This is a genomic window from Micromonospora sp. I033, from assembly GCF_053890995.1.
The window spans coordinates 1-5,849 of record NZ_JBSSLX010000289.1; the positions used below are offsets into that span (position 1 = coordinate 1).

At 74.4% G+C, this 5,849-nt stretch carries 9 protein-coding genes; 6 read left to right on the forward strand and 3 right to left on the reverse strand.

Annotation, left to right across the window (positions count from 1 at the left end; all coding sequences use genetic code 11):
* The first annotated feature begins 72 nt into the window (after positions 1-72).
* Together ACW0Q9_RS28495 and ACW0Q9_RS28500 are read left to right on the forward strand one after the other, a co-directional pair.
* Positions 73-573 carry a thiol-disulfide oxidoreductase DCC family protein gene (locus tag ACW0Q9_RS28495; protein ID WP_456186520.1) on the forward strand — a complete coding sequence of 167 codons (501 nt, stop codon included), beginning with the start codon at positions 73-75 and terminating at the stop codon, positions 571-573.
* Positions 506-1,213 (forward strand): TetR family transcriptional regulator, encoded by a 708-nt coding sequence (locus ACW0Q9_RS28500; protein ID WP_456186522.1) that lies wholly within the window; start codon positions 506-508, stop codon positions 1,211-1,213. The genes ACW0Q9_RS28495 and ACW0Q9_RS28500 overlap by 68 nt, the downstream gene beginning before the upstream one ends.
* 180 nt (positions 1,214-1,393) lie before the next feature.
* On the opposite strand, the gene ACW0Q9_RS28505 is transcribed toward ACW0Q9_RS28500, so the two are convergent.
* Positions 1,394-2,059 carry a GNAT family N-acetyltransferase gene (locus ACW0Q9_RS28505; RefSeq protein ID WP_456186524.1) on the reverse strand — a complete coding sequence of 222 codons (666 nt, stop codon included), beginning with the start codon at positions 2,057-2,059 and terminating at the stop codon, positions 1,394-1,396.
* 128 nt (positions 2,060-2,187) lie between these two features.
* Here ACW0Q9_RS28505 and ACW0Q9_RS28510 point away from each other — a divergent pair, with 128 nt between their 5' ends.
* The 4 genes from ACW0Q9_RS28510 (at position 2,188) to ACW0Q9_RS28525 (ending at position 4,765) form a co-directional block, all read left to right on the forward strand.
* Positions 2,188-2,883: a response regulator transcription factor gene (locus ACW0Q9_RS28510; protein ID WP_456186526.1), complete on the forward strand. Its 696-nt coding sequence runs from the start codon at positions 2,188-2,190 to the stop codon at positions 2,881-2,883.
* Positions 2,876-3,898, forward strand: a complete 1,023-nt coding sequence (locus tag ACW0Q9_RS28515; protein WP_456186528.1) for a sensor histidine kinase — start codon at positions 2,876-2,878, stop codon at positions 3,896-3,898. Before ACW0Q9_RS28510 ends, ACW0Q9_RS28515 begins: the two co-directional genes overlap by 8 nt.
* A 64-nt stretch (positions 3,899-3,962) precedes the next feature.
* Entirely contained in the window at positions 3,963-4,148 is a 186-nt protein-coding gene (locus ACW0Q9_RS28520; protein WP_456186530.1) for a DNA repair protein, read from the forward strand.
* Positions 4,149-4,249: 101 nt separating this feature from the next.
* Positions 4,250-4,765 (forward strand): hypothetical protein, encoded by a 516-nt coding sequence (locus tag ACW0Q9_RS28525; RefSeq protein WP_456186532.1) that lies wholly within the window; start codon positions 4,250-4,252, stop codon positions 4,763-4,765.
* A gap of 51 nt (positions 4,766-4,816) precedes the next feature.
* On the opposite strand, the gene ACW0Q9_RS28530 is transcribed toward ACW0Q9_RS28525, so the two are convergent.
* A complete protein-coding gene (locus ACW0Q9_RS28530; RefSeq protein WP_456186534.1) occupies positions 4,817-5,554 on the reverse strand; it encodes a Clp protease N-terminal domain-containing protein in 738 nt (245 codons plus the stop codon).
* Between the two features lie 116 nt (positions 5,555-5,670).
* The coding region (locus tag ACW0Q9_RS28535) for an LPXTG cell wall anchor domain-containing protein (RefSeq protein ID WP_456186536.1) at positions 5,671-5,849 on the reverse strand (179 nt) is incomplete at its 5' end.

Genomic DNA, 5,849 nt, shown 5'->3' on the forward strand with positions numbered 1-5,849 from the left:
TAGTCGGTTCTGGTGGGCTGGGAATTTTTTAAAAGAGCCGCCCCGGGGCCAGCCCCCGCCCGCCCCGCCACGATGACGCTCGCCCCCGGCGGGCGCCCGACGGATCCCACCGGGCACGGGGCCGGTGGGATCCGCGGGTTCACCGTCCTCTACGACGCGCACTGCCCGCTGTGCCGGGCCGCCCGGCGGTGGCTCGCGTCGCGCGCCCAGCTCGTACCCCTGGAGTTCGTGCCGGCCGGGTCGGCGGAGGCCCGGCGGCGCTTCCCCGGGCTCGACCACGACGCCACGCTGCGGGACCTGACCGTGGTGGCCGACACCGGGGCGGTCTACGCGGGCGACGGCGCCTGGTTCGCCTGCCTCTGGGCCCTGGCCGACCACCGCGGTACGGCGGAGCGGCTGGCCCGTCCGCACCTGCTGCCGCTGGCCCGGCGGATGGTGGCGACCGCCGCCGCGGCACGTGAGCTGGTCCGGGAACCCCGCCCGGACCCGGGATACGGTGACGACGATGACCGAGCAGACTGCGCCGACGACCGCTGCGGGTGGCCCGAGCACCGGGGCGACGGCCCGGGGTGAGCAGACCCGCCAGCTGATCCTGGACACCGCGATGCGGCTGTTCCGCGAGCGGGGTTACGCGCGCACCACCATGCGCGCCATCGCCCAGGAGGCCGGTGTGGCGGTGGGCAACGCCTACTACTACTTCGGCTCGAAGGAACACCTGATCCAGGAGTTCTACGCGGACACCCAGCGGGAACACCGGGTGGTGGCCGCACCGGCCCTGGCTCGGGAGCGGGAGTTCGCCGCCCGGCTGGCCGCCGTGCTGCACGCCGGGGTGGACGTGCTGACGCCGTACCACTCGTTCGCCGCCAGCTTCTTCAAGACCGCGGCCGAGCCGACCTCGCCGCTCAGCCCGTTCTCCGCCGAGTCGTCCGGCGCCCGGGAGGCGTCGGTGGCGCTCTTCCGCGAGGTGCTGGAGGGCTCGGCCGCCAAGGTGGACGACGAGCTGCGCGAGCCCCTGCCGGAGCTGCTCTGGCTCGGCTACATGGGCGTGGTGCTCTACTGGGTGCACGACCGCTCCCCCGGCCAGGCCAAGACCCGCCAGCTCATCGACGGCGCGGTGCCGCTGGTCGACCGGCTGGTGGCGCTGTCCCGGCTCCGGGTGCTGCGCCCGGTGACCCGGCAGGTGGTCAGCCTGATCCGCACGCTGCGTCACTGATCAGTCCGGCCGCGCGGGAGGACTGAATCGCAGGTCAAGTCCGTAACCGGACAGGAGTGACCGGCCCTTCACCCCTTGCCGGACACGGGCTGGACACTTAGCGTTACCAGGGTCGGGACCTGGGGGGAAGAGGCCGCGGACCGTGGATCCGGCCCGGGATCCACGGTCCGCGCCCGCACCTCAACGCGGGAAGACCCCGTACGACGTCCAGCCCCGGTCCGGGAAGCCGGCCGCCTCGGCCACCCGGGCCGATGCGTGGTTGTCGTGGTTGTGCAGGTAGGTGGGGATCGCCCCCTCGTCCAGCACTCGCCGGGCCGCCTGCGCGACCAGCCGCCGGGCCAGCCCACGCCCCCGGGCGGCCGGCACCGTGCCCACGGCCAGTTCGTGCCCGTACGCGTCGTGCCGCTTGATCCCCGCGCCGGCCAGGTACGCCCCGTCGGCGTCCCGGACCACCAGCACCTCCCGGTCGAACAGCCGCAGCCAGGGCGGCAGCCCCGGAGCGGTCGGCGCCACCCACTCGCCGGCGTCCGGCAGGGGCGCCGGGGCGGTGCTCCACCGGAACAGCCCCGCGTGGGTGGTGAAGTCGGGCGCGCCGACCGCCGCCGGGAGGGCGGGCAGCAGCCGCTCACCGGGCCGCTCCCGGAGCAGGTCCCGGACCGCGCCGGCCCGGTCCGGCGGCACCGAGAGGATCGCGCACTCCGGGGACGCGACCGCGACGGCGGGGCGCAGCCGCCCGTCCCAGGCCGGGCGGGCCCGCCGGTGCGACCGGACCACGTGCAGCCCGGAACCGGCCGGCCACTGCCCCAACCAGGTCGCCAGGTGCAGGAACAGCCGCCGGTCGAGCACGTGATCACGGTACGCCCGCCGCGCCCGTCCGGCGGGGCGGATCCCCCCGCCCGACGCCGTAAGAACTCGGCAATGGATCGACCGTCCCGCCGTGGCTACGCTGACCTCCGCATACGGGGAGGTGTGCCGTGGCGCAACGGGTGCTGGTGGTCGACGACGACCGCACGGTCGCCGACGTGGTCTGCCGCTACCTGGAGCACGCCGGCTACGAGGTAGGCCACGTCGGGGACGGTGCCGCCGCGCTGGCCGCCGTGGCCCGGCGCCCGCCGCAGCTGGTGGTGCTCGACCTGATGCTGCCGGTGCTCGACGGCCTGGAGGTGTGCCGACGGCTGCGGGAGCGGCCCGACGGCGTACCCATCGTCATGCTCACCGCCCGCGGCGACGAGGCCGACCGGATCCTCGGCCTGCAACTGGGCGCGGACGACTACCTGAGCAAGCCGTTCTCCCCCCGCGAGCTGGTGCTGCGGGTCCGCTCGGTGCTGCGCCGGGCCGGCGGCGACCCGGCCGGCGCACCCCCGGAACTGCTCGCCGACGGCGGCCTGGAGGTGGCGACCGGTCCCCGGGTGGTCCGGCTGCACGGCCGGGAGCTGACCCTGACCCTGCGCGAGTTCGACCTGCTGGTGCACCTCATGCGGCATCCGGCGCGGGCGTTCCGCCGGGCCGAGTTGCTGGAGCGGGTCTGGGGGTGGAGCTTCGGCGACCAGTCGACGGTGACCGTCCACGTGCGGCGGCTCCGGGAGAAGATCGAGACCGACCCGGCCGATCCCCGCCGGATCGTCACCGTCTGGGGTGTCGGCTACCGGTACGAGCCGGCCGATGCGTGACCTGGCGCTGATCTTCGGAGCCGCCCTGCTCGCGGCGCTCGCCGTCGGGCTGGCGGGCGCCCTGGCGCTGCGGCTGCTGCGCGGCCGGTCGATCACCGTGCACATCTCCGTCCTGCTCGCCACGACCGTCGGCGCGGTGGCCGCCGGGGTGGCGGTGGTCGCCGAGGCGATGTTCCTCTCCCCGCACGACCTCGAGGTGGTGCTGACCACGCTCTCCGCCGCCGCCGTGGTGAGCCTCGCGGTCGGCTGGCTGTTCGGTCGCCGGCTGGCCGCCGCGGCGGTCTGGGCCGACCAGGCGCGGGAGCGGGAGCGCCGGATCGAGAAGGGGCGCCGGGACCTGGTCGCCTGGGTCTCGCACGACCTGCGCACCCCGCTCGCCGGGTTGCGGGCGATGGCCGAGGCACTGGAGGACGGGGTGGTGGGCGACCCGGCGACGGTGGCCGAGTACCACCGCCGGATCCGGGTGGAGACCGACCGGATGACCCGGCTGGTCGACGACCTGTTCGAGCTGTCCCGGATCAACGCCGGCGCGCTGCGGCTGTCGCTGTCCGCGGTGCCGCTCGGCGACGTGGTGTCCGACGCGCTCGCCGGCACCGCGCCACTGGCCGCCGCGCGCCGGATCCGGCTGCTCGCCCCCGAGTCCGGCTGGCCGACGGTGACCGCCAGCGAGCCGGAGCTGGCCCGGGTGGTGGGGAACCTGCTGCTCAACGCGATCCGCTACACCCCGGAGGACGGCACCGTCCGGGTGGACGCCGGCCGGGAGGCCGACACCGCCTGGCTGGCCGTCGCGGACACCTGCGGCGGGATCCCGGAGCGCGACCTGCCACGGGTGTTCGACGTGGCGTTCCGGGGCGAGCCGGCGCGGACCCCGCGCGCGGCCGACGCCGGCGGTTCCGGCGGGCTGGGGCTGGCAATCGTGCGCGGGCTGATTGAGGCGCACGGCGGGCGGGTAGAGGTCCAGAACGTCACCGACGGCTGCCGGTTCGTGGTTCGGTTGCCGGCCGCGGGAACCTGACGCATCGATCCCGCGTCATATTCATTTCCATACATGTACAAGTTTCTCTGGGACGGTAATGGTCATGCCGAATCAGCCGAATGACCGGTACCAGCAGGACGCCGAGCAGCGCTGGCAGGCCGTCGAGGCCGTCGGGCGGTTCCCGGCGCAGGCCGACTACCGGGGGGTTCGCCGCGGCTCACTCTCCTGGGCGGAGCTGAACGCGCTGCCGGCCGGCGCCTCCACCCGGCGCGGTCTCACGGCCCGCTGACCCGTACGACACACCCGGGCGCTCCACACCGAGCTTTGGCACACCTGTCCGGTAGCGTCTCCTGGTCCGAATCCCGGCCTACGACAGGAGAAGCTCCGCGCATGGGCAAGAAGACGATCCACGTCTCCGACTTCACCGGCCAGGTGCTGCACCCCGACGACGAGGTGGTCAAGGTCGTCGTGCTGGAGCACCCGGACCTCGTCGCCGGGCCCGTGCAACTGGACGCCACCCCGGTCGAGGTCGAGAGCATCGACGACGCGGCGCTGGACGTGGCCGTGGTGGAGATCCACGACCGGCACGGCGGAGGCGAGCCGCGGCGGGTGGTGCTGACCGCCAGCGAGTTCGACGCGATGGCCACCGACGTGCCGATGGCGCAACTGCTGCGCACCGCCGAGCGGGTGAAGCCGCCCAAGGCCCGGCGCGGCGCCGAAAAGATCGACTACGGCACCATCGAGCACGCCGGGAAGCCGCACCGCGGCCGGGTCACCGACGAGGAGGCCCGGCTCGTCCGCGAGCGGCTCGACGAGGTGAACAAGCGCCTGGCCGACGCGGGGATCCGCCAGGTCGACCCGGCCGACCCGGAGCACGCGGCCCGCTACGGCTTCCCCACCGCCTGACACGCCGGCGCCGGGCACGCGCCCCCGTGGCGCGTGCCCGGCGGGTGCCGGTCAGGCCCGCTTGCGGGTGATCTCGGCCAGGGCGCCCTCGACCGCCGACTCCAGCGCGGCCTTCTCCAGCCCGAGCCCGGTGAGCACGCCGTCGCCGCCCTCCTCCTCGAGCAGGGCGAGCAGGATGTGCTCCGTGCCCACGTAGTTGTGCCCCAGTCGCAGCGCCTCCCGGAAGGTCAGCTCCAGGACCTTCTTGGCCCGCGCGTCGTAGGGGATCAGGTCCGGGACCTGGTCGGCCTTCGCCGGCAGGGTCGCGCTGACCGCCTCCCGCAACCGCTCCAGGGGTACGCCCCGAGCCACGATCAACGCGGCCGCGAGCCCTTCCGGCTCGGCGAGCAGGCCGAGCGCGACGTGCCCCGGGGTGATCTCGGCGTTGCCGGCCGCCCGCGCCTCCTCCTGCGAGGACAGCACCACGTTGCGGGCCCGCGGGGTGAACCGGCCGAACCCGGCGTTGGGGTCGAGCGCGGCCGCCGTCTCGGCCTTCGCGGCGGACCGCTTCTGGGCGGCCTGCTTGCTCACCCCCATGCTGCGGCCGATCTCCGTCCAGGAGGCCCCCGACCGGCGGGCCTGGTCGACGAAGTGCCCGATCAGGTGGTCGGCGACGTCACCCAGGTGATCGGCGACCAGTACGGCGCCGGCGAGCTGGTCCAGCGCGTCCGTGTGCGTCTTCTTGATGCCGTCGATCAGGTCGTCGAGGCGTACCGGGTGGGTCATCTTCAGCGGCTCTGTCTCCTCCATGCGTCAACCATAGGTTGACGACACTTCTGCGTCAACCATCGGTTGACGATCTCCCTGACGCAGACGACGAAGCGCCCCGACCCGCGGGAGCGGGCCGGGGCGCGTACGACGTGTGGTCAGGCGACGAAGCGGGTACGGCGGCGCCGGGCGATCAGGTAACCGCCGCCGCCGAGCAGCAGCAGCGCGCCGCCAACCCCGGCCAGGACGCCGATGTTCGTGCCGGTCACCGGCAGGCCTCCGCCGCCACCACCCGCACCACCCTCACCGGGCGCAGCCCTGTCTCCTATACACCTCT

Bases quoted from the DNA above. Each gene is read 5' to 3' on its own strand.
- ACW0Q9_RS28495 (WP_456186520.1), top strand. From the start codon at position 73: ATGACGCTCGCCCCCGGCGGGCGCCCGACGGATCCCACCGGGCACGGG.
- ACW0Q9_RS28500 (WP_456186522.1), top strand. From the start codon at position 506: ATGACCGAGCAGACTGCGCCGACGACCGCTGCGGGTGGCCCGAGCACC.
- ACW0Q9_RS28515 (WP_456186528.1), top strand. From the start codon at position 2,876: ATGCGTGACCTGGCGCTGATCTTCGGAGCCGCCCTGCTCGCGGCGCTC.
- ACW0Q9_RS28520 (WP_456186530.1), top strand. From the start codon at position 3,963: ATGCCGAATCAGCCGAATGACCGGTACCAGCAGGACGCCGAGCAGCGC.
- ACW0Q9_RS28525 (WP_456186532.1), top strand. From the start codon at position 4,250: ATGGGCAAGAAGACGATCCACGTCTCCGACTTCACCGGCCAGGTGCTG.
- ACW0Q9_RS28530 (WP_456186534.1), bottom strand. From the start codon at position 5,554: ATGGAGGAGACAGAGCCGCTGAAGATGACCCACCCGGTACGCCTCGAC.